The organism is Aestuariivita boseongensis (assembly GCF_001262635.1).
Taxonomy (GTDB): domain Bacteria; phylum Pseudomonadota; class Alphaproteobacteria; order Rhodobacterales; family Rhodobacteraceae; genus Aestuariivita; species Aestuariivita boseongensis.
In genome coordinates this window covers 1-23,921 of the sequence record NZ_JXYH01000046.1, presented here as the reverse complement: position 1 = coordinate 23,921, position 23,921 = coordinate 1, and the positions used below count along the sequence as shown (strand labels likewise).

At 63.2% G+C, this 23,921-nt stretch carries 27 protein-coding genes; 8 read left to right on the top strand and 19 right to left on the bottom strand.

Annotation, left to right across the window (positions count from 1 at the left end):
• Position 1 precedes the first annotated feature (1 nt).
• The 5 genes from TR61_RS15505 to TR61_RS15485 all read right to left on the bottom strand — a co-directional run bounded on the left by TR61_RS15505 (position 2) and on the right by TR61_RS15485 (position 5,185).
• Positions 2-889, bottom strand: a complete 888-nt coding sequence (locus tag TR61_RS15505; protein WP_050931434.1) for a class II glutamine amidotransferase — start codon at positions 887-889, stop codon at positions 2-4.
• A gap of 157 nt (positions 890-1,046) precedes the next feature.
• Positions 1,047-1,691, bottom strand: a complete 645-nt coding sequence (locus TR61_RS15500; RefSeq protein WP_245626904.1) for a helix-turn-helix domain-containing protein — start codon at positions 1,689-1,691, stop codon at positions 1,047-1,049.
• A 23-nt stretch (positions 1,692-1,714) separates the two neighbouring features.
• A complete protein-coding gene (locus tag TR61_RS15495) occupies positions 1,715-2,692 on the bottom strand; it encodes a GGDEF domain-containing protein (RefSeq protein WP_245626903.1) in 978 nt (325 codons plus the stop codon).
• Positions 2,693-2,727: 35 nt separating this feature from the next.
• Positions 2,728-3,315: a heme NO-binding domain-containing protein gene (locus tag TR61_RS15490; protein ID WP_050931432.1), complete on the bottom strand. Its 588-nt coding sequence runs from the start codon at positions 3,313-3,315 to the stop codon at positions 2,728-2,730.
• Positions 3,316-3,409: 94 nt separating this feature from the next.
• Positions 3,410-5,185: a DUF4153 domain-containing protein gene (locus tag TR61_RS15485; protein WP_050931431.1), complete on the bottom strand. Its 1,776-nt coding sequence runs from the start codon at positions 5,183-5,185 to the stop codon at positions 3,410-3,412.
• A gap of 176 nt (positions 5,186-5,361) precedes the next feature.
• Here TR61_RS15485 and TR61_RS15480 point away from each other — a divergent pair, with 176 nt between their 5' ends.
• A complete protein-coding gene (locus TR61_RS15480; RefSeq protein ID WP_172676999.1) occupies positions 5,362-6,462 on the top strand; it encodes an acyltransferase family protein in 1,101 nt (366 codons plus the stop codon).
• Positions 6,463-6,465: 3 nt separating this feature from the next.
• Here TR61_RS15480 and TR61_RS15475 read toward each other — a convergent pair whose 3' ends face one another.
• The 4 genes from TR61_RS15475 to TR61_RS15460 form a co-directional block, all read right to left on the bottom strand.
• Positions 6,466-8,025: a trimethylamine methyltransferase family protein gene (locus TR61_RS15475; RefSeq protein WP_050931429.1), complete on the bottom strand. Its 1,560-nt coding sequence runs from the start codon at positions 8,023-8,025 to the stop codon at positions 6,466-6,468.
• Between the two features lie 116 nt (positions 8,026-8,141).
• Positions 8,142-8,627: a RidA family protein gene (locus tag TR61_RS15470; protein WP_050931428.1), complete on the bottom strand. Its 486-nt coding sequence runs from the start codon at positions 8,625-8,627 to the stop codon at positions 8,142-8,144.
• A gap of 14 nt (positions 8,628-8,641) precedes the next feature.
• The gene (locus TR61_RS15465; RefSeq protein WP_172676998.1) at positions 8,642-9,337 is read right to left on the bottom strand and encodes an HAD family hydrolase; all 696 of its coding nucleotides are present in this window, start codon (positions 9,335-9,337) and stop codon (positions 8,642-8,644) included.
• A 5-nt stretch (positions 9,338-9,342) separates the two neighbouring features.
• Positions 9,343-9,627: a DUF3572 domain-containing protein gene (locus TR61_RS15460; RefSeq protein ID WP_050931426.1), complete on the bottom strand. Its 285-nt coding sequence runs from the start codon at positions 9,625-9,627 to the stop codon at positions 9,343-9,345.
• 95 nt (positions 9,628-9,722) lie between these two features.
• Between TR61_RS15460 and TR61_RS15455 the strand changes: the two genes are divergently transcribed.
• Positions 9,723-11,123: a diguanylate cyclase gene (locus TR61_RS15455; protein WP_050931425.1), complete on the top strand. Its 1,401-nt coding sequence runs from the start codon at positions 9,723-9,725 to the stop codon at positions 11,121-11,123.
• Here TR61_RS15455 and TR61_RS15450 read toward each other — a convergent pair whose 3' ends face one another.
• The 4 genes from TR61_RS15450 to TR61_RS15435 form a co-directional block, all read right to left on the bottom strand.
• Positions 11,124-11,597 carry a periplasmic heavy metal sensor gene (locus TR61_RS15450; protein ID WP_050931424.1) on the bottom strand — a complete coding sequence of 158 codons (474 nt, stop codon included), beginning with the start codon at positions 11,595-11,597 and terminating at the stop codon, positions 11,124-11,126.
• Positions 11,598-11,600: 3 nt separating this feature from the next.
• On the bottom strand, positions 11,601-11,957 hold the full coding sequence (locus TR61_RS15445; RefSeq protein ID WP_050931423.1) for a hypothetical protein: 357 nt from the start codon (positions 11,955-11,957) through the stop codon (positions 11,601-11,603).
• Entirely contained in the window at positions 11,950-12,543 is a 594-nt protein-coding gene (locus tag TR61_RS15440; protein WP_425394226.1) for an RNA polymerase sigma factor, read from the bottom strand. The genes TR61_RS15445 and TR61_RS15440 overlap by 8 nt, the downstream gene beginning before the upstream one ends.
• Before the next feature lie 68 nt (positions 12,544-12,611).
• Entirely contained in the window at positions 12,612-13,079 is a 468-nt protein-coding gene (locus TR61_RS15435) for an EF-hand domain-containing protein (RefSeq protein ID WP_050931422.1), read from the bottom strand.
• A gap of 193 nt (positions 13,080-13,272) precedes the next feature.
• On the opposite strand from TR61_RS15435, the gene TR61_RS15430 reads away from it, so the two are divergent.
• The gene (locus TR61_RS15430) at positions 13,273-13,680 is read left to right on the top strand and encodes a DUF983 domain-containing protein (RefSeq protein ID WP_050931421.1); all 408 of its coding nucleotides are present in this window, start codon (positions 13,273-13,275) and stop codon (positions 13,678-13,680) included.
• Positions 13,681-13,708: 28 nt separating this feature from the next.
• Entirely contained in the window at positions 13,709-14,413 is a 705-nt protein-coding gene (locus TR61_RS15425) for an NUDIX hydrolase (protein ID WP_082181988.1), read from the top strand.
• Between the two features lie 3 nt (positions 14,414-14,416).
• Here TR61_RS15425 and TR61_RS15420 read toward each other — a convergent pair whose 3' ends face one another.
• Together TR61_RS15420 and TR61_RS15415 are read right to left on the bottom strand one after the other, a co-directional pair.
• Complete coding sequence (locus TR61_RS15420) at positions 14,417-15,319, bottom strand: hypothetical protein (protein ID WP_050931420.1); 903 nt, start codon at positions 15,317-15,319, stop codon at positions 14,417-14,419.
• 19 nt (positions 15,320-15,338) lie between these two features.
• Positions 15,339-16,262, bottom strand: a complete 924-nt coding sequence (locus tag TR61_RS15415; RefSeq protein ID WP_050931419.1) for a fatty acid desaturase — start codon at positions 16,260-16,262, stop codon at positions 15,339-15,341.
• Between the two features lie 114 nt (positions 16,263-16,376).
• On the opposite strand from TR61_RS15415, the gene TR61_RS15410 reads away from it, so the two are divergent.
• Positions 16,377-17,234, top strand: a complete 858-nt coding sequence (locus TR61_RS15410; RefSeq protein ID WP_050931418.1) for a helix-turn-helix domain-containing protein — start codon at positions 16,377-16,379, stop codon at positions 17,232-17,234.
• Positions 17,235-17,362: 128 nt separating this feature from the next.
• Here the strand turns inward: TR61_RS15410 and TR61_RS15405 are convergent, their stop codons facing one another.
• The 4 genes from TR61_RS15405 to TR61_RS15390 form a co-directional block, all read right to left on the bottom strand.
• Positions 17,363-18,121, bottom strand: a complete 759-nt coding sequence (locus tag TR61_RS15405) for an SDR family oxidoreductase (RefSeq protein WP_050931417.1) — start codon at positions 18,119-18,121, stop codon at positions 17,363-17,365.
• Positions 18,118-19,587: a carnitine 3-dehydrogenase gene (locus TR61_RS15400; RefSeq protein ID WP_050931416.1), complete on the bottom strand. Its 1,470-nt coding sequence runs from the start codon at positions 19,585-19,587 to the stop codon at positions 18,118-18,120. Before TR61_RS15400 ends, TR61_RS15405 begins: the two co-directional genes overlap by 4 nt.
• A gap of 48 nt (positions 19,588-19,635) precedes the next feature.
• Complete coding sequence (gene bcoG, locus TR61_RS15395) at positions 19,636-20,553, bottom strand: 3-dehydrocarnitine:acetyl-CoA trimethylamine transferase BcoG (RefSeq protein ID WP_050931415.1); 918 nt, start codon at positions 20,551-20,553, stop codon at positions 19,636-19,638.
• Between the two features lie 96 nt (positions 20,554-20,649).
• Positions 20,650-21,693: an aldo/keto reductase gene (locus TR61_RS15390; protein ID WP_050931414.1), complete on the bottom strand. Its 1,044-nt coding sequence runs from the start codon at positions 21,691-21,693 to the stop codon at positions 20,650-20,652.
• 95 nt (positions 21,694-21,788) lie between these two features.
• Here TR61_RS15390 and TR61_RS15385 point away from each other — a divergent pair, with 95 nt between their 5' ends.
• The 3 genes from TR61_RS15385 to TR61_RS15375 all read left to right on the top strand — a co-directional run.
• Positions 21,789-22,418, top strand: a complete 630-nt coding sequence (locus TR61_RS15385; protein ID WP_050931413.1) for an ImuA family protein — start codon at positions 21,789-21,791, stop codon at positions 22,416-22,418.
• Between the two features lie 33 nt (positions 22,419-22,451).
• Positions 22,452-23,036 (top strand): YceI family protein, encoded by a 585-nt coding sequence (locus tag TR61_RS15380; RefSeq protein WP_050931412.1) that lies wholly within the window; start codon positions 22,452-22,454, stop codon positions 23,034-23,036.
• Positions 23,037-23,164: 128 nt separating this feature from the next.
• Positions 23,165-23,921, top strand: a 757-nt coding sequence (locus TR61_RS15375; protein ID WP_342669445.1) for an MFS transporter, incomplete at its 3' end; no start/stop codon positions are given.

Sequence of the window (23,921 nt, the reverse complement as noted above, 5' to 3'; positions counted from 1 at the left end):
CTTAACGCTCCCAAAAATAGACGGTTGCGGGTTCGGGTTCCCAGACCTTGGCGGCCTCGATCCCCGGCAAGGTGGCCAAGGCGCGGTATTCCGAGCCGAAAGCCACATAATCATCGGTTTCGGCCATCACGGCGGGCTTGCAGGCGATAGGATCGCGCACCACGCCGAAGCCGTTTTTCGTACCCACGACAAAGGTAAAAAATCCGTCCAGATCCTGCAGTGTCCCTTCCAGCGCCGTGCCCAGATTGGCCCCCTCCGCCAAGCGGGACGAGATGTAACACGCGGCCACCTCGGTATCGTTTTCGGTCTGCGGCGCGAAGCCCTTCTGCGCCAGCACACGGCCCATGCGGTTGTGGTTCGACAGCGACCCGTTATGGACAAGACACTGATCCGCGTCGGTGGAAAACGGATGCGCGCCCAGCGTGGTGACCGCCGATTCCGTCGCCATGCGCGTGTGGCCAATGCCGTGGGTGCCGCCCATGGCGCGGATGTCGAACCGGCGGGCGACATCTTCCGGCAGGCCCACTTCCTTGAAAATCTCCATCGCCTGCCCTGCGCCCATGATGCGAATGCCTTTTTCCTTCAGGAAGGCGCGCGCGGCATCTTCCGCGGTGTGCGGCAAGGTCACCACCGCATGGGTGTCGATGACACGCAGGGTGACCGGGGCTTCGATGGCGGCCTGCAAGGCCTGGCTCAGCCCGTCGAAATCGGTTTCGGGCGTGTCGGATTGCAGGGTCAGCTTCAGCCCCTCCACATCCTGCCCGTAAATCGCGATGCCCGCGCTGTCGGGGCCGCGGTCGGTCATGGTAATCAGCATATCGCTCAGCAGATCGCCCAGCCGGGGCTGCAACGCCTCATTCTTCAGAAACAAGCCAACGATACCGCACATGGCGCCACCTCTTTTTAAAACCCTGGAATGGGGCGGTGTTACAGCGTGTGATTGTCATCCTCAATAGATTTAATTTCCCACAGAGAAAATTGGCGCCGGCGCATTACAGCGCGAAATAAGGCCGCCTCCTGTTCAGATGCCTAAAAAACAGGCGCCCTCACCCGCTTTGCTGCGGATAGGAGATGATCGACAGATACCGCGCCGGCAATGCGATCAACTCCTCGGGACCATGGGGCGCGTCGGCGTCGAAAATCAGGCTGTCGCCGGGTTCCAGACGATAGATCTGGTCGGCATGGCGATACCCCAGAGTCCCTTCCAGCATATAGAGCAGCTCAATCCCCGTATGCTGAAACGCCGGGAAACGGTCGCTGTCAGAGGTGAGCGTGATCAGATAGGGTTCCACCACAACGCCGGAATTGTTCGCGCCGATATGTCCCAAAAGGTGGTATTGATGGCCTGCCCGGGTGCCGGCGCGCTGAGTCTCGACCCCCTGGCCTGCCTTCACATGCATCGCACCGCGCGGCTCCTCAAACCCCGCAAACAGTGTGACCAGCGGCACGCCCAGCGCATGCGACAGCGCCTGAATGGTCTGCAAAGACGGGGAAATCACCCCGTTTTCGATCTTCGACAGCATGCTGACCGACAGCCCCGCCTGCGCGGCCAGATCCGCACCGGTCATCCGCTGACGCTTGCGCAAATCGCGCACCTGCCGCCCGATGGCCATTTCCAGCGATTTCTCTGGCAGGTCGCGAACCGCGTGTGGGTCCTGGGTCAGTTGCGCGGATTTGGTCGGGATGCTCACTGTGGGCTCTCCGGGTTGGGATATCAGCCCGCAGGTTTCGCGATCCCCCCTTCCGCGTCAAGCACCGGCTGGGGTTCGCGGCCTGGCGGGATGTAAAAGGTCAACCGACCGCGCCCTGCGCGTTTGGAGGCGTAAAGCACCTCGTCGGCCGCTTTCAGAAGCGCCTGCGGTGTCAGCGGTGTCAGATCGCGCGACAGCACCGCACCAATGCTGCACCCGACCGAGGCGGCACCACCCAGCGCCGCCACCCGGTTGATCAGCCGCGCGCCAATCCGTTCGATCGTGGCGATGCTGGGCGCATCGTCGATGACCAGAATGAACTCGTCCCCGCCAAGCCGCGCGACCAGATCGCGGTCGCGCACCTCATCCACCATGATCCGCGCGGTCTGCTGCAATACATCGTCGCCCGCATCGTGGCCGAACGTATCGTTGACCTGCTTGAAGCCATCCAGATCCAGATGCATCACCGCGAATTCTGCCTGCCGCGCCAGAAGCCGGCATAGGAACTGCTCCAGCCCGCGGCGGTTTTCCACCCCGGTCAATACGTCTGTCACGGCCTGTTCTTCCGCCAGAAGCTTGGCCTGCTGCAACCTTTCGTTCAACCGGCGGGAGGCCGCCATGACCGCGGATTTCGCCTCCACCAGATACAGCATTTCCACTGTCAGGTCCGTGGGCGCGAAATCCGCATTGGTCAGGTGATGGGTCTGCACCGCGTCCACTATGCAGATCCCGAAAGACGTGTTCACAAGAGCCCCCGGCACACCATCGGGCCGCGGAACGATCACCCCTTTCAACGAGGCCTGCGGCCCGTCGCGGAAGCGCAGACGCAGGGTGCTGCCCGCAAGCTGCATCAGATCTTCCGCACTGGTGATACCCTGCGGTCGCGTGACGTCGAACACATCAAGAAAATCATGCCCTGCAAAGGCCGATGCGTGTCGCAGTTTGCGCAATGTGGGCCCCACATGCGAGATGCGGCCATCGGGCGACAGGAGCATATGCATGGGGCATATCACATCAAGGGGCGACAGGGTTCTGTTCATGCTGTGGCTTGTCCCAAGGTGAAACTTTTCCCTGCTGTGTATTCATCCTCAACCACCTGGATTGCGATGATATCGCCCCCCTGCGGTCGTTTGTGCAGATCCAGAATGGCCAAAGCGCCATAGTCATCGGCCATGGCGCGCAGCACCCCCAGCATCAGATTCGCATATCCCGGAAGCCCGGCGTAGCATCGAAGGTAATAATTGTTCGGGCCTGTTTCCGTCAGCTCAAGCGGCGGGAGCACCAGATCGGGAGCCGCCAGGCGCACCCGCTCTGGCAGATCTTCAAGCGAATGCAGGAAATCCGCGTAATCCACGCCGCCAAAGCGCAGCAAGCGCCGGATTGCGGGCAAGGTGGGGCTGGTCACCAGAAAGGTCCCCAGATCTTCGATCATCAGACGCGCGGGGCGGTGAAAAACCTCACGCAGGGCAACCAGAAGCCGGACGGTCACTTCCGGCTCATAGGGCAGCATCGCTTCGAATTCCGAAAAGCCGAAACCGGCTTTCTCCATCACGTTCTGCCATTTGGCCGTCCCATAGGTCTGTTTGACAAAAACCTCGATGGCTTTGTTGGTCAGTCCATGCATGCTTGTCACGCCTCCACGAGAGGAAGACATGGCGCAGCAGGCGTTAATTTTCACTCAACAGTTAGGATTTTTCCCATTTTCCGCAGGCTCGGTATCAATTTCCGGGCACAAGACGGATGTCATCGAATTCCAGGGCGGAAATGCCGCTGGGTGCGATCGAGAACGACCCCTCCAGCACACGGCGGACCGCATCGAACGGCACCAGCCCCCAATCGCCGGACGTGGTGTCATACAGCTCTCGCACGCGTTCCTGGATCACGCCGTCCTTCATCCAGACGTAATTCGCCTGAGCGCGCCCGCCTGTGTCAAAGATCAAAACCGCCTGATCGCGCGCCTCCACGCCGGGCAGGAACGGCCCAACCAGCCATACGCAGCTCGGTTCGTCTGCGATCGTGCGGCGACACCCTTCTTCCCAGCGCTCCAGCCGGTAATCCGGCAGGGCCTGAAACATCTCCTTGGTCAGCGTGATCGCCCCTTCCGGGCGCACGGCAATCAACGGCACCAGCCGGTCCAGCCGGTTGCGGGCATTCAGATTGCCGATGTCCTGCTCGAACCCATAGCGGGTCTCGGCGGTTTCAAGCGCGGCCAGGCGGCTGGCCAGTTCCGGATCGGGGTTGGCCTCCTGCATCGCGTAAAGCTGGGCCAGGACATCTGCCCCGGCGCGGCCCCAATTGGCCGAAAACTCCCACAGCGGCAGTTCCATCGCGCTGGCCTCGCCCGAAACATACCGTTGCAGCTGGCTTTTCGCCGAAATCCTCTCGGCATTCAGCACCGGCGTCAGCCACAGTGCCGCCACCCCCAGCGAAATCAGCGCCATGGTCACATTGCTGCGCCGGATCGCCCGCCGCCAACCGCGCCCGCGCAGCGCCGCCAGGGCATAGATCAGACCATACAGCAGAAGAACGACCGCCACCGTGGCCGCCAGCACCCGGTCGGGCGTCCAGCTATAGGCGCTGACGCGGATGATCACCGCCCAAAGCGCCAGCGCCGCCAGAACCGGGATCAGAAAGGCCAGGCTGCGCGCGGCGGCCTTCATGCCATAGGTATTGATGCCATAATCATCGTCCCGATCCAGCGCGATCGAGATCAGCGAGATCGAGGCGATGGCCGCCCACATCAACGTCGCCGCGGCCGAGAAATCGCCAAATAGCTGGCTGAGCCCGCGAAACGGCAAAGCCGCTACAAAAATGGCCACCACCACCAGGACGATGGGCAAAAGCAGCCGCAAAAGCCGCAGCACCAACCGGGGCGAGACATAGTCGCGCAGCTCATACGCCACCGCCAGCCCCAGACCCAGAACCGCGCCGCTCAACGCAAAGCGCACCCAATCGATGTCAAACAGAACGTCGATAATGTCGATGCCCACCAGCTCCAGCACGGCGTTCGACAGGATCAGCACCAGCCAGAACGCCCCCACGAAAAGCCAGCCCGCGATATAGCGCACGGTGATCGTCCATGCGGTGTCAAAAAGCGCCTCATAATCCAGCCAGCTCTCCCTGTCGGTCAGCAAGGTCGAGATGAAGGGCGTGGCAAACAAAACGATCAACCCGCCAATCGCCAGGGCCGACGGTTCGTCCAGAAACTGGCTGGCCTCGTCAAAACGGAACCCCGCCCAGCTGATCAGAGCCGAAACAGGCACCGCCAGCATCAGCCCCCCCAGAAGCGACCGGCCGGTGGACAAGGGCCCGGTCAGCGCAAGGCTCACCCCAAACAAAACGGCCGAGAAGGAAAAAAGCGCCAGAAAGACCCGCGCGCCCAGGATGTCGTCACCCCAGCTATCGGCCAGCACCCAAAGGCAAAAGGCGGCAATCGCGCCAAATCCGATCAGAAAGGCCCGGCGCCCGAATTCCATATCTGGCTGTTCCTGCATCCCGTCTGTCACCCCTTGCTGGCCTGGCTCACGCTACACCGTGCCGGTCCTGCCGCCAAGTCGCAGGCGGGCCTTGGGTGCAGCTTGATTTATCCCGCCCAAGATGCAACGACTTCTGCACGTCGCACGCAGGATTTTCCTGCCCCTTCATCCAATTGGCCTGTCCTCACCACACCTTGTCCAGCCCGTCTGCCCCGCCTTCTTTCATCGGTTACAGCCCGCAGCTGGATGCGCTGCGCGCCTTTGCCGTGGGTGGCGTGCTGCTGACGCATTTCTGGCTTGAACAAAGTTTTTGGGGCCATTGGGGTGTGCGGCTTTTCTTTGTGATCAGCGGCTATCTTGTTACCGCGATCCTGCTGGATGCGCGCGATCAGATGGCGGGCCGGGGCGGCGTGACGGGGGTTTGGAAGACATTCTATATCCGTCGCGCCCTGCGGATTGTTCCGGCCTATTACCTGATGCTTGGCGCCGCGTTCCTGCTGAGCGATCAGGCGCGGGCAGATTGGGCGTGGCATGTCTTTTATGGCACGAACATCCTGATCAGTCTGGAAAACGACTGGGGGTTTCGCGCGCTGGCCCATTTATGGAGCCTCAGCGTCGAAGAACAGTTCTACCTTGTCTGGCCCTTTGTCGTGCTGCTGGTGCCCCGGCGCTGGCTATTGGCGCTGTTCGTTGCCCTGATCGTATCGGCCGTTCTGTTCAGACTGGCATTGACCGGGTTCGAAGGGGGCCCGATCCGCTATGTGCTGCTGCCCTCGGCTTTGGATGTGCTTGTGGGAGGTGCACTTCTGGCCGAGCTTGAGCGTCGCGGGTACCTCTCCTGGCAGCATTTCCGCACCATCCTTGCCTTGGGTCTTCTGGGCCTTGCGGGGCAACTCATGCTGAGTGCCACCGCCAGGAACACGGACCTCTATTACATCTTCAGCGGATTTTTCCTGGCCTTTCCGATGATCACCGCTGTTGCGGCCTGTCGCCTGCGCCTGCCCGGTCCGTGGCGGCTGGTGCTTGAGGCGCCCACGCTCGTTTACCTGGGCCGGATCAGCTATGGCATTTACCTGTTCCATTATCCGGTGATCTGGTTGCTGGCCGGCGCATTGCGCGAATTCGACTATATCCTGCCGCCCGCGGGGGCCGGGCAGTTCGTTCTGGCCAGCGCCGCGACGATCATCGTCGCCATCCTGTCCTTCCGCTTTGTCGAACAGCCCATCAACGGGCTCAAGCATCGCTTCCGCTATGTGGAAAAGCACAGGGGTGCTCAGACCGGGGCGACGGGCTGATCCTCAGAAATCCGTGGGCGCGCCGCCTTCCCGCTTGCGCCGTTCGACAAAGGCGGCAAGCTCCTCGCGGATGCCGTCATCCATCGGCGGGGCCTCGAAACTGCCGATGATCTCCTTGAACAGCCGGTGCGCGCGTTCCGCCGTCCAGACCGCGCCGGCGGCCTCCCAGGCTTCGAAGTTTTTCCAGTCCGACACAAAGGGCTGATAAAAGGCGGTCGTATACCGGTCCTGCGTGTGCTGGATGCCAAAGAAATGGCCGGTGCTGCCCACATCCCTGATCGCATCCAGCGCGATCTCATCGGGGCCGGTGGCGATCACTTCGGGTTCCATATAGCGCTGGATCATCTGCAGCACTTCGCAATCCATGATGAATTTCTCAGGGCTTGCGATCAGCCCGCCCTCCAGCCAGCCCGCCGCGTGGTACACCATGTTGGTGCCCGACTGCACCGCCGCCCAAAGGCTGTTCGATGTCTCCCACATCGCCTGGCCATCCGGGACATTTGCCGCACATACCCCCGATGACCGCATGGGCAACCCGTAATACCGCGCCATCTGCCCCGTCATCTGGGTCGACCGCATGTATTCCGGCGTCCCGAAAGCAGGCGCGCCCGTCTTCATATCGACATTCGACGTAAACGTGCCGATCGCGCAGGCGCAGCCCGGCGCGACGTACTGGAACAGCGCAATGGCGCAAAGCCCCTCGGCAATCGACTGCGCCACCGCCCCCGCCATCGTCACCGGCGCCATGGCGCCTGCCAGCGTGAAGGGTGTCACCACCACCGCTTGCCCGCGCCGGATCAGCCGCAGGCAGCCGTCGATCATCGGGAAGTCATGCTTCAACGGCGAGGTCGAGTTGATGTTGGTATACATGTAAGGCCGGGCGCAGAATTCCTCTTCTGTCAGGCCGTTGGCGATCTTGACCATCTCCATCACATCCTCGACCCGTTCCTTGCCAAGGGAATAGGCGTGCATGACCTTGTCAGTCAGCGTGAGCTTGTCATAAAGCACATCCAGATGCCGGACCGAGGCGTGGATATCCACCGGCTCAACCGGATAACCGCCTGCGAAATGGATGCAGTTGAAATACTGTGTCAGCTTCAGAAGGTTCGCGCATTGCTGGCGGTTGCCGGGAACCTTCTTGCCAATCTCCAGATCGAAATAGTTGGGCGGAGAAGAGACATTTCCGAAAACGATATGCTTGCCCCCGATGGGCAGGTTATGGGCCGGGTTGCGCGCGGCGATCTCGAATTCGGATGGAGCCTTGGCCACCATCTCCATCACGAAATCGCGGCCCATGAAGACGGTCTCGCCCTCGATCTTGCAGCCGGCCTCAGCCAGGATTTCCAGCGCTTCGGGGTTCAGGAACTGAATGCCGATCTCTTCCAGAATGCGCATCGCGCCGTCATGGATCGCCTCGACCCCTTCCTGGGTCAAAGGTTCGGTGGGGCGGTCGATATTGACCGGGATGCGCCAGGGCATCTGTTCGATGATGGCCCCGCCGCGCCGCTGGGCGTTGCCCGCCCTGCCACCGCCGCGCCGCTTGCGTGTTGCGACTTCCACCATATCGAACCCTCCTGATGCCGATATGCCAGCATAGGGGTCAAGACGCAGAGAGATGCGGCGCTGTTTGCGACGCATCCTGTCGGTTTTCGAATGGGATCAGCTCCGATTGCGTCAGATCAGGGGGTGAACTGCACTTCGCCTTCGATTTCCACCGCCATCTGCATCGGCAGCGCCGCCATGCCGACGGCGGACCGGGCGTGCTGGCCAATCTCAGGCCCGAAGACATCCAGGATCAGATGGGAAAACCCGTTGATCACCGCCGGTTGCTGGGAAAAGCCCAGCGCGGAATTGACCATGCCGAACACACGCACCCAGCCGGTGATCCGGTCCAGATCGCCCAGCGTCCGTTTCAACGCGGCGATCATCGCCAGCCCCGTCATTTCAGCCAGTTTATTGGCCTCTTCCACGGTGACATCCGCCCCAACCTTGCCGAAAGGCCCCGACAGCGTTCCATCCGCATTCAGCGGGCCCTGCCCCGAAATCACGGCCCGGTCACCGCGCAGATTCACCTCGGGAAAGGGCAGCACCATGCCTTCCGGAATTTTCAGCGGCGCGGGCAAAACCAGCCCGCGTTCGGCCAGACGCTCTTCGACTTTCGACATGGGGTCCTCCCGGTTTAGCGCTCTGCGTCGTCCAGCCAGTCTGTCAGATGGCCGATATGCGGCAGCACGCAATCAGCATGCGGAGCCAGTGTGGCGGTATCGGCCATACCGGTCAACACGCCCACCGTGCGCATGCCCGCCCGACGCCCGGCAATAAGGTCATGGGTGCTGTCGCCGACCATCAGCGCATGCGCAGGATTAACGCCCACTGCCCGGCAAAAAGCCAGCAGAGGATCTGGCGCCGGTTTCGCGCCAAAACCACTGTCGAACCCTGCGATAAAGGAAAACCGGTCGCGCACGCCGGATTGCCCCAGATGGGCATGCGCCACCTCTTCACTGTCATTGGTCATGACGCCAAGGGTCAGGCCGCGCCCACGCAGATCGTCCAGAAACGGCGCCAGCGGCACGGTCTCGGCCTGCGGCGCCTTTTCCGCCTCTTCATTCAGCATGGCAAGGAAGGCGTCATATTCCGCCTCGGGGAAATGGGGCATCAGCGCGTCGGCCACTTCGCCGGGCGTGCCTGCGATGACGATGCTGTCCGGAGCAAATCGGCGGTTGGGAAGATCGAAACCGATATGATGGCCAATCTCGGCCGCGCGGGTCTGATCGCCTGCGGTCGCGCGCAGCAGGAAACTGGCGGCCCAGGCCTCCCAGGTGGCGGCGAAATCAAACAGGGTGCCGTCCTTGTCAAAGAGGATCGCGCGGATCATGGCCGTCAGGTCCAATGCATCGGCGCGCCGCCCGGCAGCGCCCAGCGCGCCTGCAGCGGTGTTTCATAAGACAGGCCCTGCGCATCGCAAAAAGCCATGACCCAGGCATCGTCCATCGTCAGAAACTCCAGAACCGACCCCAGGAATTCCGGATCCGAGGCACGGGCGCGCAAATCACCTTCGGCCGCACCCGACGATCCCAGAAAGACCGGCAAAAGCTCATCATTGGCCACAAGCCAGGCCAGCGCCTGCAGGGCGATCGTTTCGGCGCTTTCTTGCGACATGGCCATGGCGGGCGGAATTTCTTGATCACGGAAAGGGTTTGTTAACCGATTTACCTAAAGACTGGCGCGCAGAGGTCAAGCGTGTCCATGAAAGGTCTCACGTGCAAGGAACGGTTATCATCGCTGATGCGGTTTCCACCAATCGCATTCTTCTGAAAGCGAAGCTGGCACCGTGGTCCTATGACGTTCAGATGGCGTCCACGGGGGCCGAACTGCTGCGGCTGGTCGAATTGCACCCTCCCTCGCTGATTATTCTGTCGGATGATCTACCCGATGCACCCGCCACCGAACTTTGCGCAAAGATAAAGGGGGATCCGGCTCTGAAAGCCGTCCCCCTGATTGCTTTTGCGCAGAATGATGAGGCTGAGGACCGTATCGGGCTGCTGCGCGCAGGGGCCGATGACGTCTTTGCCCGGCCCTTCCGCGATGTGGTGCTGCAGGCGCGGGTGCGCAGCCTGATCCGTGCCCGCACCGGGGTGGAGGAGCTGAACCTGCGCGACGGCACCTCGCGCGCCCTTGGCTTTGCAGAGGCGCAGACAGGGTTCGCGCCAGCCGCGCGGGTGGCGATTCTGGCGCCCGATCCCACCACCGCATCCACCTGGCGGCGGGGGTTGCGGTCAGAACTGCGTACGGCCGAGCTGACCGCGCATAGCTTCCGCCAGGGGTTGGGTGAAATCGCCGGCGATGTAGTGCCGGATGTCTTCGTGATCGATTTGCACGGGCCGCTTGGCGCAAAGGGTCTTCGCCTTCTGGCCGATATCCGCGCCAATCCCGAAACCCGCCATGCCGGTGTGCTGGCCGTGCTGGAGGATGGGGCACCACAGGACCTGGCCGCCGATGCGCTGGATCTGGGCGCGGGCGATCTGATGCTGCACGGCTTTGACGCTCAGGAACTGGCGCTACGGCTGCGGTCACAGATTGCGCAGAAACAGACCCATGACAGGCTGCGTCTGTCGGTGGAAAACGGTCTGCGGGACGCGGTGCGCGACCCGATGACGGGGCTTTTCAACCGCCGCTATGCGATGCCCTATCTGACCCGCGTGATCGAAGAGAACGTCAAAACAGGCCGTGGCTTTGCGGTGATGGTGGCTGATCTGGACCATTTCAAGCAGGTCAATGACACCTTCGGCCACGCCGCTGGCGACGCGGTGCTGACCGAAGCGGCGACGCGGCTGTGCAGCGACCTGCGGGCCGAGGATCTGATCGCGCGCATGGGCGGGGAGGAGTTCCTGATCGTCCTGCCCGACAGTTCGAACGACGAGGCGCTGCTGGCCGCAGAGCGCCTGCGCCAGCGCGTAGATGCCACGCCCTTCGCAGATCCCACAACTGGCCGGGCGATCCATGTCACTGTCAGTATCGGGGTGGCGATCTGCTGTGTCGAATGCCTCACCCGCAAACGCCCCGAAGAAAGCGCGAACGCGCTGTTGCAACTGGCCGATGAGGCGCTTTATCGCGCCAAACATGCCGGCCGCAATCAGGTCACGATGGTGAACGCGGCCTGATCACTCGGACCGGCGCATCGCCCTGTCCCGCAGCCTGTCGGCATAGGCCATCCGTTCTTCGCGACTCATACCGGCAAGAGTTTTCAGCCATCCTTCGCGCATGGCATTTTGTCCGGTTTGCAGCGCCGCGGCATGGCGCGCCATCAGATCCCGAAGCGCGTCCAGGTCCAACGTCTCGGCCCTGAGAACCTTGTCGAGGGCCGGGCCGATCCGGGTGGCGCGCATCATGTCCCGGTCAAGCGATCCGCGCAGATCCTGACGCAGAGCGCGGCGCGCATCCTGGGGCAGTTCCTGATACAGGATCCGGCCCATGCCACCGCCACCGCGATGCATGTCATGCCCCGACCATCCATGACGCAGCCAGGCCCCGGCCAGGGCTCCCACCACAAGAAGGTTCAGCGCCAGCGAAAGGCCAAACAGCACGCGCAGGCCGCGCGACCATTGGGAATGTGCAGGCTGGGTGTTGTCAGTCATGGCTTAGCCCTCGTCCAGAAGGGTGGAAATTTCGAACTGGGTATCGGCAAGGGTCTCAAGCGTGCTTTGCGCGCCCATGGCCTGACGCAGCGGTTCATCCAGCAGCGCAGGCGGAGAAATTCCGATCCACAGCCCCGCCGCGGACGCGGCCGCCAGCCCACCCATGCCCTGCCAGCCGCCCAGAGCCGACACCACCTGAGACCAAAGCGAAGGCGGCGGCACCGCCACCGGCCCCGCCAGAACGCGCTGCGCATCCCGAAAGACGCGATCGGTCCACTCCGGCGACGGGCCGGGTTCACTGCGCTGCGCGGCTTTGAACAGCGCGTCCAGCTCCGTATCGGTCAGTTTGTCGTCACTCATGGTCAAACCCCAGTTCTGCGCGCCGCCCGGCCAGCGCCTGTGCCAGCGCGCGTTTTCCACGAGCGGTCAGACTTTCAACCGCCTCCACGCTGATCTCCATTACGGCCGCGATCTCGGGATTGGTGCAGCCTTCCAGATGCCGCAGGATGACCGCTTGCCTTTGCCTGTCGGGCAACTCAGCCAGCGCCTCCTGCAACGCGCGGTCGCGCGTGGCGTCCTGCATTCTTTGATCCGCCGATGGTGCCGGATCCGCAGGATCCGCGATCCCGTCCAGCCCCACCCGCGCATAGCGCCTTTTGCGCAGCCTGTCGGCGCACAGATTGCTGACCACCCGGTAAAGCCAGGTCGAAACCTGCGCGCGCCCGCTCTCCCAATCCGGCGCGATCCGCCACAGCCGCAACATCGCCTCTTGCGCGACATCCTCGGCCTCGGCCCGGTCGTTCAGCATCCGCCACGCCAAAGCGATCAGCCGCCCACCATGGCGCCGCGCCAGTTCCGAGGCCGCCGCCGCATCACCGGCTGCATAGCGCGCCAGAAGCGCATCATCGGACATCATCTGGGTCAGAGGGGCCACCTGCCGCAACATCTGCATCCGTCTTACCGCGCTGCCGCCGCGCGATCCACCATTGGCGATCGCGCGGCGCGTTTTCAAACTCAGTCGTCGTCCGACCCGTCCATCCAGCGGCCCCCATGCATCCGGCCCCGCATACGTTCACGGCCTTCGCGGAATTCGTCTTTCGACACCCCGCCCGAGCCGTCGCGATCCATCCGCTCAAAGGCCCGGCTCATATCGTGGCGGGCTGCCATCTCATCGACGCTCAGCGCACCGTCGCCATCGGCATCCATCCAGGTCATCATCCGGTCGATCCGCGCTTCGGCCCGTTTGGCGGCGGCGGCTTTCATCTCATCACGCGACAGCAGGCCATCGCCATTGGCGTCGTTCTCGGCAAACCGGGCCTCGCGCATGGCGCGCATCTCATCCGGTGTGATCTCGCCCGATCCGTCGCGGTCCAGCATTTCGAAACTGGGGCGCTCGCGGCCCTGAGCCTGCGCCACTGTCGCAACGCCTGTCACCAGAACAGCACTTGCGCAAATCGAGGCCATGAAAGGGAAACGTGTCATACCAATATCCTCTGAGCTTTTCGGCCAGGTCATTCCGGCCGTTCATAAGGATCAAACGCGCCAGCCCCGAATTTCCGTCCCGTGTTTTTTTCAGCCCCCACCCCGCGCCTTTGCGACATCGCGACGCAAGGCCAATCTGTCTTCTTACAGATGCCCGCCCAACGGCCCACATTGGCCCTGCGCGAGGTGATCCATGTCTGACAATACAAACCTGTCCACAGAAGCTGCATCCGAGACCAACCGACCCGTCTGGCCGGCCCTGACGCGTGGCTGGCGTCGGAAATGCCCCAAATGCGGCAACGGGCAGTTGATGAAAAGCTATCTGAAGGTGAACGGCACCTGCCCGGTCTGCCGCGAGGAAATGCATCACCACAAGGCCGATGACGGCCCGGCTTATCTGACGATTCTGTTCGTGGGCCACCTCATGGCCCCGCTTCTGCATATCGTCTTCGTCCAGTGGCGCCCCGATCCGCTGACGCTGTTCACGATCTTTGCGGTTGGATGTGTCGCGCTGTCGCTTTACCTTCTGCCCAGATTGAAAGGGGCAATCGTGGGCTATCAATGGGCGCGCGAGATGTACGGGTTCGGAAAACCGGCCTGACAAGGGCCCCAAGGAAGGGCCTGAGCACGTGGCAGAGATCGACAAAACAGCCGTTCGAAACGCAGCAACCGTGATCGTCCTGCGCGACCGCGCCAGCACGCCTGCCATTCTGATGGGCCAGCGCGGGGCGAAGGCGGCGTTCATGCCCAACAAATTCGTCTTTCCCGGCGGCGCGGTGGATCCCGAAGATGCCGATGTGCCGCTGATCGCCGATGTGACGGAACCCTGCTTTACCCGCCTCGCTGACGACGCGCCCGCTGATATGCAGCGCGCCCTAGGTGCCGCCGCCGTGCGCGAGCTGTGGGAGGAAACCGGCCTGATCCTGGGCCAGCCCGGCGATTGGCCGATCGACCCCCACCGCGATTGGAAAAGCTTTGCGCGGATGGGCTTTCTGCCCACCGCAGCACCCCTGCAATATGTCTTCCGCGCGCTCACGCCGCCGGGCCGCCCCCGGCGCTTTGATGCGCGGTTCTTCCTGGTGGACGCGGCGCATATCCAGGGCGATCTGGATGATTTCTCCCACGCGTCCGAGGAACTCAGCCACCTGCAATGGATCCCACTGAGCGAGGCGCGCGGCTTTGACCTGCCCTTCATCACCGAAGTCGTCCTGGCCGAGGTGGAAAGCCGCCTGCACAGCGACACGCCGCCCGCGTCGGTTCCGTTCTTCAAGAATACCGATGAGGCCAGCCTGTTCCTGCGGCTTCACGGCTATTCCCAACCCGTGACGCGCTAGCTCTCAGATCACCAGCACCAGCGCAAGGATCGACGCCACCAGAAGCGCCATGCCCGCAATCTCACGGGATGTAACGCTTTCCTTGAAAAACAGGATCGAGGCCAGAAGGCTCAGCAGCAGTTCCACCTGCCCAAGCGCCTTGACATAGGCGGCGGTTTGCAGCGCGAAGGCCACGAACCAGCAAAACGACCCGCCCATGCTGGTCAGCCCCACCCAGATCGCCACGCGGCGGCTGCGCCAGACAGCGGCGATTTCGGCCGGATCGCGCAGCACCAGCCAAAGGGCCATGACCAGCGTCTGCCAGCAGACCACCACCGCGAGGGTGACGCCTGCACGCAGGATCGGGTCTTCGGACCCCAGTTGCAGCGTCGCGCCCCGGTAATTCACGGCCGATATGGCGAAAAACAACCCCGAAGCCAGCCCCAGCGCCACCGCCCGGCTGGCCAGATGCTGCCACCAGCGCCCGTCGATCCCCGGCGTTTTCGACAGCAAAAGCACACCTGCAACGCCCAGAAGGATCGCAAACAGACCCGTCAGCGACACCCCCTCGCCCAGCACGACCAGACCGACCAGAACCGACAGGATCACCTCGGTCTTCTTGAAGGTGATGCCCACGGCGAAATTGCGCGCCTGAAACAGCAGGACAACGCAAACCGTGGCCAGGATCTGCGCCAGCCCACCCAGCGTGGCGTAAAGGAAAAACGCCCCCGACAACGGCGGCACCGCCTGCCCCGTTCCCTGTACATACCCCCACAGCGCCAGCCCGATCAGCGGCGCGGAATAGACAAAACGCGAAAACGTCGCCCCGGCCGCGCTGAGTTTGCCCATGCTGAGATATTTCTGCAGCATGAACCGCGCGGTCTGGAAGGTGGCCGCAGCCAGGGTGAAGGGAATCCAGAGGGTCATGCCCCCTCATGCCGCGAAATCAGTACCGGCGCCAGAGCGGATGCGGCACCGGATCCTTCGCGCGCAACAGGTGCTTGCGGAAGATCTCGGCATAAGAGCGAAAGCGATAACCGTCATTGCGCTCCAGATAGCGCGCCTGATTGTCCCGATACAGCTGCGGCAACCGGTACCACGGCACCCGCGGATGCATGTGATGAACCACATGCAAGTTGTTGTTCAGAAAAAGAAAAGCCAATGGCCCACGATCCTCGATGATCACCGTGCGGGCGCGGGCGCGGATATGGGCCTGATGCTCCAGAAAGGTGCGGATCTTCAACAGCCCCAGCCCGATATAGGCCGCAATCAGATAGGCCCAGACCGGCATATCCGTCGCCAGACCAACCCAGCCCAGAACCAGCGCCACCCCCGGCAGATGCAAGGCCCAGGCCAGCCACACCGCCCGGTCACCATCCCGCGCCGCCTGCCATTCGGATTGCATGAACAGAACCTGTCCGATCAGCGGGCCCAGAACCATCCGGCCCAACAGCGTGTTGTTCAGCTGAAACAGCCCCTGCTTCCAGCGCGGCAAGGTCTCCCAGACGCCGGGGTCCAGGTAATTGCTTTCCGGATCGTCGAACGGATCGGTCAGCCGCTGGTCCTGATGATGCGCCAGATGCAGGTCGCGAAAGCGGTTGTAGGGGATACACAGGTTGAGCGAGGTGAACATCAGCCCTTCGTTCACCGCCTTGGACCGGAACGGGTGCCCATGCAGCACCTCATGGGTCAGCGATCCGTGAAAGGCGATCAGCACGCCGGCCAGAAGCACGCTCAGAACAGGAAGAAGCGGGTAAACTAACGCGGTGACGCCCGCCCAAAGCGCATAACACCCGATGATCATCAAAAAGGTCGGCCATTCCACGGCCTGCACCTGGCTGCGCGACAGCGCACCGGCATGAAGCGTCATTCCTATGTTCCGTTCCGGATCCCCAATCCTGGCTCCAGAATAGGCGTGCTCACGAAACCGTGACCATTCGGAATGTAATCAACAAAAATCTACATCTGTGATAATTATCACCATATGGAAGATTTTCTCGACAAACGGCGGCGTGCCGAACAGTTCCGCATCCGCCTGCGCCGCGCCATGGATCAGGCCGACATGTCCCAATCCGCACTGGCCCGCGCAATCCGGGTCGACCGCTCCACCGTGTCGCAAGTGCTGACCGATCAGGGTGCGCGCCTGCCCAATGCCCATATCGTGGGTGCCTGCGCCACAGCGCTGGGGGTATCGGCCGATTGGCTGCTGTCACTTTCCGACCGCCCCGAAAGCGCGGCCGATCTGATGTCGAATACGCTCAGCTTCACCGAAGCGCCCCGCGCGCTGGTCGATGAGCGGATCTTCGAATGGCACAAGGAGGCGGCAGGCTACAAGATCCGCCACGTGCCCGCCGCGCTGCCCGACATGCTGAAAACCCGCGCCATGCTGGAATGGGAGTATGAGCCACATCTGGGCCGGACGACGGCGCAGGCGATCACCGCCTCAGAAGAACGGCTTGCCTTCATGCGTAATGCCCAATCGGATTATGAAATCGCCCTGCCTGTGTTCGAACTGCAAAGCTTCGTCACGGGCACCGGCTATTATGCAGGGCTGCCCAAAGCGATCCGTGAAGCGCAACTTGATCATCTGCACACGCTGACAGAACAGCTCTACCCGCGCCTGCGCCTTTATCTTTTTGACGCACAAAAGCTTTATTCCGCGCCACTGACGATCTTCGGCCCGCTTCTCGCCGTGTTCTACGTCGGCAGCTATTACATGGCCTTCCGCGACCGCGAGAGGATTGAGACCTTCACCGCCCATTTCGACCGCCTTGTGCGCGAGGCCGAGATCAGCGCCCGCGACATGCCGGAATATCTGCAAAGCCTCAACACCAGCGCGTAACTGTCGAGTAAAGCCCAGGCCGCACCGTCGCGTGCCGTATTTGGAAAGAGAAGAAGACAAGGGCGCAGCCTCCCTCTTCTTCTCTTTCAAAAATACGGCAAACCGACACCCGCCACAGGGCCGAACGGTTACAGTTTCGGATCGGGGTTCACCGTAAAGCCGTCCACGGCAATCACCTGCCCCGACACCAGCCGCGCTGCGTCCGAGGCAAGGAAGACTGCCATCGCCGCCACATCGCTCGCCTCGATGAACCGGCCCATCGCGGTGCCACTGGCATAGCCATCATAGACCTGATCGCGCGTCATGCCCTTGGCCTCGGCCTCGCGCGCCAGCACGCCTTCCATACGCGGGCCTTCCACGGCGCCGGGACAGATCGCATTGGCCCGGATGCCGTCGCCGCCCAGTTCCATGGCCAGGGTCTTCATCAAACCGATCACCCCCCATTTCGCCGCCGCATAGGGCGCGCGGTTGGGGTATCCGTATTGCCCCGCCGTGGACGAGGTGAAGATCATTGCCCCACCGCCCCCCGCGCGCATCACGGGGGCTGCATGTTTCGCTGCCAGAAACGCCCCTTCCAGGTTGACCGCCATGCAGGCGCGCCAGTCTTGCAGATCGATGCGTTCCACAGGCGCAGTGGGCCCGGCGATCCCGGCATTGGCGCAAAGCGCGTCCAGCGGCCCGGTATCGGCAATCTCTCCCAGCACCGCTTCCATGTCGCTTTCCAGCGCCGCATCGGCCCGCCGCGCCTGCCAGCTTGCGGGCACCTCGGCCAGCGTGCCCTCGTCCAGATCCGTGACCCAGACCTCATAGCCCGCGGCCTCGAACGCCTCCCCCATCGCGCGTCCGATGCCCGAGGCACCTGCCGTGATCAGAACCCGTCCCGTCATGCGGGCCGCCGGATCGCAGCCCCTGCGCCCTCGGGATAGTCAAGCCCCGCCTGCGCCTCCGCGATCCGGGCCATGGCCACCTCGATCGCCTCGGAGGGCGGACAGGGCTTGCGCGTCTCAAGGCTCACATGCAGCAGGAAATGTTCCCCAGTCGCGATCAACGTCTCGCCCTTATACATCCGGTGGAACAGATGCAGCTTCTTGCCCTGCCCCAGCAGCATCTGCGTGCGCACGATGATGCGGTCCCCCGCCAGCGCCTCGTCCAGATGGCGGATATGGGTCTCGGCGGTAAAGTAACTGCCGCCCGAGGCGATGTAATCGGCATCGCAGCCGATGATCTCCATGAACCGGTCAGTGGATTGCGCGAAGGCGTCCAGATACCGGCTTTCCGTCATGTGTCCGTTATAGTCCGTCCAATCCAGGGGCACTGCGCGGTCCAGAACCAGTATGGGCTGGCTCAGATCGCCGATCGCATCGACGCCACCCGCCAGCCCTGCGGCCGGTTTCAGCGTCGCATCGTGGGCCTTCAGAAGCGCACCTGCGCCCCAGTCATTGGCTTTAAGAGCCCGCATCATGCCCACAAGGTTGTCGTCGCGAATGCGCTCCAATTCACGGATCGAATAGGCACCCGATTGCGCATCCGACTGCCCGGCGATCAGGTCGACCAGTTCGTCGGTGAATTCCGGCACGTCCATCAGCTTGGTCCACGGCCAGCTCAGGCACGGCCCGAACTGCGCCATGAAATGCTTCATGCCTGCCTCACCACCGGCCACGCGATAGGTCTCGAAAAGCCCCATCTGAGCCCAGCGGATGCCAAAACCATAGCGGATCGCGTTGTCGATCTCTTCGGTCGTGGCGATACCGTCCTTGACCAGCCACAGCGCCTCGCGCCAGACCGCCTCAAGGAATCTGTCCGCCACATGGGCGTCGATTTCCTTTTTCAGATGAAGGGGATACATACCGATCTGCGTGATCACCGCGCGCGCATGCTCCACCACAGCGCCCGTATTCGCGGGCGTCGTCACCAGCTCGGCCAATGGGAGCAGATAGACCGGGTTGAACGGATGCGCCACGACGATCTTCGCCGGATCGGCCGCGCCCTCCTGCAACTCCGACGGCTTGAAGCCGGAGGTCGATGACCCGATCACCGCATCGCTCGCCGCCTGGATCTGGGCAAAGACCTTGTGCTTGATCTCCAGACGCTCCGGCACGCTTTCCTGCACCCAGGCCGCGCCTGCCACAGCCTCGGCCAGATCACTCTGAAAGCTCAGCCGTCCCTCTGCAGGCAGCGGGACATCTGACAGCCCGGGCAGCGACCGCCGCGCATTGGCCAGCACCTCGCCAATCTTGCGCTCTGCCTCCGGATCGGGGTCGAAGATCCGCACATCCCAGCCATTCAGCAAAAACCGCGCGGCCCAGCCACCGCCGATCACACCACCACCCACAATCGCTGCCACCTGTGTCATGGCGCGTCTCCCCTGCTTCTTTCTGGCTTCAAATACCCCGCACGCGGCTCACGCAGCCACCGGCGCCCGTTTTTCCAGGCCCAGCTTGGCGCGGACCTCGTCCGGGCCGATCACTCGCGCGCCCATATTCTCGATGATGGTCTGGGCGCGTTCCACCAGTTGCCAGTTCTCGGCCAGCACGCCTTTATCCAGCCACAGGTTATCTTCCAGCCCCACGCGCACATTGCCGCCCGCCAGCACGGCCGCAGCGACATAGGCCATCTGGTTCCGCCCCAGCGAAAAGGCCGAAAACGTCCAGTCATCAGGCACGTTGTTCACCATCGCCATGAAGGTGTTCAGATCATCCGGCGCGCCCCAGGGCACGCCCATGCACAGCTGCACCAGAGCGGGCCCGTCCAGAACGCCGTCCGCCACCAGCTGCTTGGCATACCACAGATGGCCTGTGTCAAAGGCCTCGATTTCGGGCTTCACGCCCATATGTGTCATCATCCGGCCCATCGCGGTCAGCATGCCGGGCGTGTTCGTCATCACGTAATCGGCCTCGGCAAAGTTCATCGTGCCGCAATCCAGCGTACAGATCTCGGGCAGGCATTGTTTGACATGTTCCACCCGCTCTGCCGCACCGATCATGTCTGTGCCTTTTTCCTGCAGCGGCAGCGGGCGCTCGGTCGGTCCGAACACCATGTCCCCGCCCATGCCCGCGGTCAGGTTCAGCACCACATCGGTCTCTGAGTCCCTGATCCGCTCCGTGACTTCGCGATAAAGGCTCAGGTCGCGCGACGGCGCGCCCGTTTCAGGATCGCGCACATGGCAATGCACCACCGCCGCCCCCGCCTTGGCCGCCGCAATCGCGCTTTCGGCGATCTGTTCGGGGCTGCGCGGCACATGAGGGCTGCGATCCTGCGTGCCGCCCGATCCGGTGACGGCGCAGGTGATGAAAACTTCCCGGTTCATGGTCAGCGGCATGGCGCATCCTTCCCTTTTCGATTTGCGCTCAACCTGCACCGGCGCTGCCAAAAAGGAAACGCGAAAACCGACAAAGAGGGTCGCAATCCGCCCCGATCAGAAGGGCATGGGGTGGGCGCGATGGGCCGCGTCGATCTCGGCCATTACCTCGTCCGACAGCGTGACATCGACCGACCCGATGATCCGGTCCAGCTGCTCAAGGCTGGTTGCCCCGAAAATCGCCGAACACATGAAGGGTCGCGTCCGGCACCAGGCCAGCGACATCTGCACCGGGTCCAGATCATGACGCCGCGCGATCTCCAGATAGGCGTCGACCGCAGGGAACACGCGCGCGGTCTTGCGCCCGCCCATGCCATCGACCCAGGACATGCGCGACCCGTCAGGCACCGTGCCGCCCTGATATTTCCCGCTCAGAAATCCCGCGCCCAGCGGCGAAAAGGCGATCAGGCCCACATCCTCATAGACACTCAGCTCGGCCATGTCGGTGTCGTAAAGCCGGCACAGCAGCGAATATTCGTTCTGCATCGTCTGCACGCGCGGCCAGCCGCGATCCTCCGACAGACGCAGCCATTGCGCCGTGCCCCAGGCGCTTTCGTTCGAGAGGCCAAAGTACCGGATCGTGCCACGATCCACCTCCCGCTGCAGCGCCTCCAGACACTCTTCCATATTGGAAATCACCGCCGCCCGATCCGCAGGCGTGGGATCATAGGTCCAGTTCTGCCGGAACATGTAGGACCCGCGATTGGGCCAGTGAAACTGGTAAAGGTCGATGTAATCCGTCTTCATCCGTTTCAGAGAGCCCTCGATCGCCTCCGGGATCGACTGCGCGGTAATGGGCGCCCCGTCACGGGCATATTTCATCCCCGCTCCGGAATGTTTGGTGGCCAGAATGTAATCGCCCCGCCGCCCGGTCTTTTCATGCCAGCTGCCGATGATCTCTTCCGTCTGGCCCAGAAATTTGCCCACTTCGGGGTTCGACGGATACATCTCCGCCGTGTCGACGAAATTGATCCCCGCATCCAGCGCGCGGTCCATCTGGGCGTGGCCTTCCTCTTCGGTGTTCTGAAAGCCCCAGGTCATGGTGCCCAGGCACAGTTCCGACACCATGATGCCGGTGCGGCCCATCGGATTCATCTTCATCGCGCGATCTCCTTTTGCGCGGAACCCTAGCGGGCGGTGCGGCAAGGGCAAATCGAAAGTTGAGAACAAATCAGGAACACGCTATATTGCCCCACATGCCTGCTCAGCTTTTGCCCCACCCTGGCGGACAGCCCCCCGACCGCCCCGCCCTGACCCTGGCCGAAGATATCGCCATCCCCCTCGCCCGCCTGAGCGAGGTCTGCGGCGCGTCGCGGCGCAGCTTCGCGATCTGGTTGGCGCGTGCGACGAAAGGGCCGGTGATCTGGATCTCTCCCTCCTGGGAGCCCGATCAACTGCATGCCGAGGGCATCCGAGATTTCACCGATCCGGGGCGGTTCCTGTTCATCCGCCCCAAACGCCCCGAGGATATCCTGTGGTCTCTGGAAGAGGTGCTGCGCTCCGGCGCGGTGGCGCTGGTGGTGGGCGATCTGCCGGGCCTGCCCGGCCTGACGGCGGTACGGCGCATGCATCTGGCCGCGGAAACCGGCGCGGCGGAAGGCGCGCACAGTCCCATCGGCCTGATTCTCACCCCCGGCGAGGGCGGCGCACAGGGGATCGAGACGCGCTGGCGCATGACCCCCCGGCACGCGGGCAACCTGCGCCGCTGGCAGCTCTCGCGACTGCGCGCGCGCACCCGCCCACCCAAGGACTGGATGATCGCTCAGGACAGGCCCGGCGCCGCGCCCTATTCGCTCAGCGAACGGGCCTTGCAAGAAAGTGTTTGACGCGCAGGCACTCGACCGTGCCAAACTCGGCCCATGCTGACCCGCCGCGCCCTGCTTGTGTCTCTGGCCGCTCTGGCGACACCTGCACGCGCGCGCCCCACCCCCTATGTGCTGGACCCAGGCGCTTCCCACGTGGGTTTCAGTTTCCGGCTGATGGGCGGGCTGCAGCGCGGTGACATGCCGGTCACCCGCGCCGATCTTGTGGTCGACCCGGCGGATCTGGCCGCCAGCACCGCTGATGTGATCGTCAATCCCGCCCGCGCCCGCACCGGGTTTTTCTTTGTCACCGACACGCTGAAAAGCCCTGCCGTGCTCGACACCGCCCGCTTTCCCGATATCCGCTTCACCTCCACTGCCGTGCGGCTGGCCCCCACGGGGCGGCTGTCGGACGGGGCAGCACTGATCGGGAACCTGACGGTGCGCGACGTGACCCGGCCCGTCACGCTTGATGCCGCGCTGTTCCGGCCGCCCGGCACTGCACCGGATGATCTGAGCGTGCTGACCATCACGCTGAACGGACAGATCAGCCGCGCCGCATTCGGCGCCACCGGATATCCTGAAGCGGTGGACGACACGATCTGGCTTGAGATCACAGCCACCATCCGCGCCACGGGCTGAGCTGGGCGCAAAAGGCGCTTGCAAGCGCCTTGATCAAGCCCGTTCCAACGGGCTTGAGGCCAAAAACGACACCCCTTCGTCGAATACATACAAGCGGGCCCTGCTTTGGCTGCGATGTTGGGCTTGTCATGCGCATGCTCATCTCTTTCGCGGCCCTCTTCCTGTCAGTCCTGTTGTTACAGCTTTCCTCGGGCGGGGTCGGCCCGCTGGATGCGCTTTCGGGCCTTGCGCTGGATTTCACCACGCAAGAGATCGGCCTTCTGGGCTCGGCCCATTTCGTGGGGTTCTTCATCGGCTGCTGGTGGGCCCCGCGCCTGATGGGGTCGGTGGGCCATTCGCGCGCCTTCGCCGCCTTCACCTCGGCGGGCGCCATCGGGCTGATCGCGCATATGCTGGTGATCGACCCTCTGGCCTGGGCGCTCATGCGCGTGGCATCGGGCCTCTGCGTCGCGGGCTGTTATACGGTGATCGAAAGCTGGCTGCAGGCCAAGGTCACGAACGAGACACGCGGGCGTACCATGGGCGGCTACCGTCTGGTGGACATGACCGGATCACTGGCCGCGCAAATGGTGATCAGCGTGCTGGAGCCCGCGTCATACGTCTCCTACAACCTGCTGGCGATCCTGTGCTGCGCCGCGCTTCTGCCGCTGACACTGACGCGCGTGCCCCAGCCCGAAACCCCCGACGCGCCGCGTCTGCGCCCCCGCCTGGCGGTTGAAAAATCCCCGCTGGCGGCGGCAGGCGTCGTGGTCGCGGCGCTCTCCAGCGCGTCCTTCCGCATGGTGGGTCCGCTCTACGGGCAGGAGGTCGGCCTCAGCGTCGATCAGATCGCCTGGTTCCTGTCCGCCTTCGTGCTGGGCGGCGCGGTGGCGCAATATCCCATCG